Annotated in this window: 1 protein-coding gene; it reads left to right on the forward strand. The window is 36.9% G+C overall.

All coding sequences use genetic code 11. The annotated features are described in order from the left end of the window. Positions 1-565 precede the first annotated feature (565 nt). Positions 566-1783, forward strand: coding sequence for a tyrosine--tRNA ligase (tyrS, locus tag F6K22_RS38925; RefSeq protein ID WP_293110301.1), 1218 nt, complete (start codon positions 566-568; stop codon positions 1781-1783). The last annotated feature ends 574 nt before the right edge of the window (positions 1784-2357 follow it).

The following is a 2357-nucleotide window of genomic DNA, read 5'->3' on the forward strand; positions in this document are numbered from 1 at the left end:
TAAATTAATTTAACATTTTTTAGGAAGTAGGGAAAAAGGAAGAAAAAAAGTTGATGACTATAACTAATATTTTGTTTCTTTGAATACCCACAATGAAAAATCTAGAGAATAGGGAGTAGGGAACAAGGGGAAAAAGTGAAAAATCTTCTCGTTTCAAAAGAAGAAAATTTTTATTATGACTAACTCAGTGAGACTTGATATAAGTACTCATTACTATATTATTATGTTTAAATTGACTCCTGTTCAAAGTATGTACAATAAAAATAAGGATAAGTGATATTTGTAAAAATTTATGCTGCTTTAGCACTCCTAATTATTAGTCTGCTTATCAAAGGCATAAATTTTGAGAGTACCTCAAATTTTCCAATTTTCAATTTTTAAATAAATTTATTCATAACTTCCTACACTAAATTTGACCAAAAAATAAGGTCTTAAGCCTTCCCTTTTAAGGGGATAAAAAAAATCAACTTCAGTATTTTCTTGCCTCTGTCTTCTACCGGAGGTAATGGCAACTGATAACTAAAATTACCCTCAAAGTCAAGCTATATAAGTTCACTAAGACTAAATGATGACTGATAAATTTACATGGTTACATCGTGGCATCAGCGAAATTTTCCCAGATCAATCAGATTCTCAAGATCCTGATGAAAACTTAATCCAGAGGTTAACTAAATCAGACCGTCCTTTACGGGTTAAGTTGGGAATTGACCCCACAGGGGCTGATATCCATTTAGGCCATAGTATTCCGGTTAGGAAACTTCGGGCATTTCAAGATGCTGGACATACAGCAGTATTAATAATAGGAGATTTTACCGCAAGAATTGGCGACCCGACTGGGAAATCTGAAGTCCGACGGCAGTTAACTCCAGAACAGGTAAAGGAAAATGCTAAAACTTATTTGGAGCAAGTCCGACCAATATTGGATTTTGACACGCCAGGACGGCTAGAAATTCGCTACAACTCAGAATGGCTATCTAAATTAGATTTGGCAAATATTCTAGAACTTCTGGCAACGATGACTGTCGGGCAAATGTTGGCTAAGGAAGGTTTTGCTCTTCGTTATCAACAGGAAAGTCCTATCTATATCCATGAGTTTCTCTATCCCCTAATGCAAGGCTATGATTCTGTAGCTGTGGATGCTGATGTGGAATTGGGCGGTACTGACCAAAAGTTTAATATTGCGGTGGGGCGAGATTTACAACGTCATTTTGGTAAGAAGACTCAGTTTGGTCTATTAATGCCGATTTTGTTGGGGACTGATGGGGTGCAGAAAATGTCTAAGTCTTTGGGAAATTATGTGGGGTTATCGGAAGACTCTTTGACTATGTATTCTAAACTGGAGAAAATTCCTGATGACCAAGTAGAAGAGTATTTTGAACTATTGACAAATTTACCTCTTGATGGATTGCCGGAGAATCCTCGCGAAAGACAAAAATTGCTGGGTTTGGATATTGTGTCTCAGTATCACGGTAAGGAATCTGCTTTGGAGGCTCAAGAAACGGCTGTGAAAATGGTGCTTGAGGGAGATATGAGTCAAACTGAGGCAGTCCCAGAATTTTCTTTGGCTTCTGTGGAGTTTCCAGCAAAGTTGTTTTATATAGTTAGCGCTAGTGGTTTGTGTAAGAGTAGTTCTGAGGCTAGGAAGAAAATTGCTGGGGGAGCTGTACGTTTGGATGACGACCGTATTTCGGATCAAAATTTGACTTTTGATTCTCCGGCAGACCTTGATGGTAAGGTTTTACGGGTGGGTAAGAAAAATTTTGTTCGCTTGGTGAAGAATTAAGCAATACTTTTGCTAAAACTCAGAGTCTAGAAAAATTAGCAGATAAAAATTATGACTCAGACCGAAGGAAAGTTTCTAGGTAGAAATTATTCAAAACTATAACGTCTTAGTTTTTTGAGGTTGAGTGCCGAAAATTCAATGAGCCAGAATTTATCAGACTTTTGCTCAGACTCTGGTTACTCTAAATTGAGAATACAGAAATTCTGGGTGGGAGGAAAGGAAAAAATCTCTGTGCTTCCCCAATCAAAACTATAACGTTTTAGTTTTTTTGAGGTTGAGTGCCGAAAATTCAACAACTCAGAATTTATCAGACTTTTGCTCAGACTCTCGTTACTCTAAATTGAGAATACAAAAATTATAACTTAGAAGGCAGAGGCAAAAATCTCTGTGCTTCCCCCATCAAAACTATAACGTCTTAGTTTTTTTGAGGTTAACTGCCCAGAATTAAACAACTGAGAATTTATCAGACTTTTGCTCAGACTCTCGTTACTCTAAATTGAGAATACAGAAATTCTGGGTGGGAGGAAAGGAAAAAATCTCTGTGCTTCCCCAATCAAAACTATAACGTTTTAGA

Origin of the sequence: Okeania sp. SIO2F4, assembly GCF_010672385.1 — a bacterium.
In the GTDB taxonomy this organism is placed as follows: Bacteria; Cyanobacteriota; Cyanobacteriia; order Cyanobacteriales; family Microcoleaceae; genus Trichodesmium.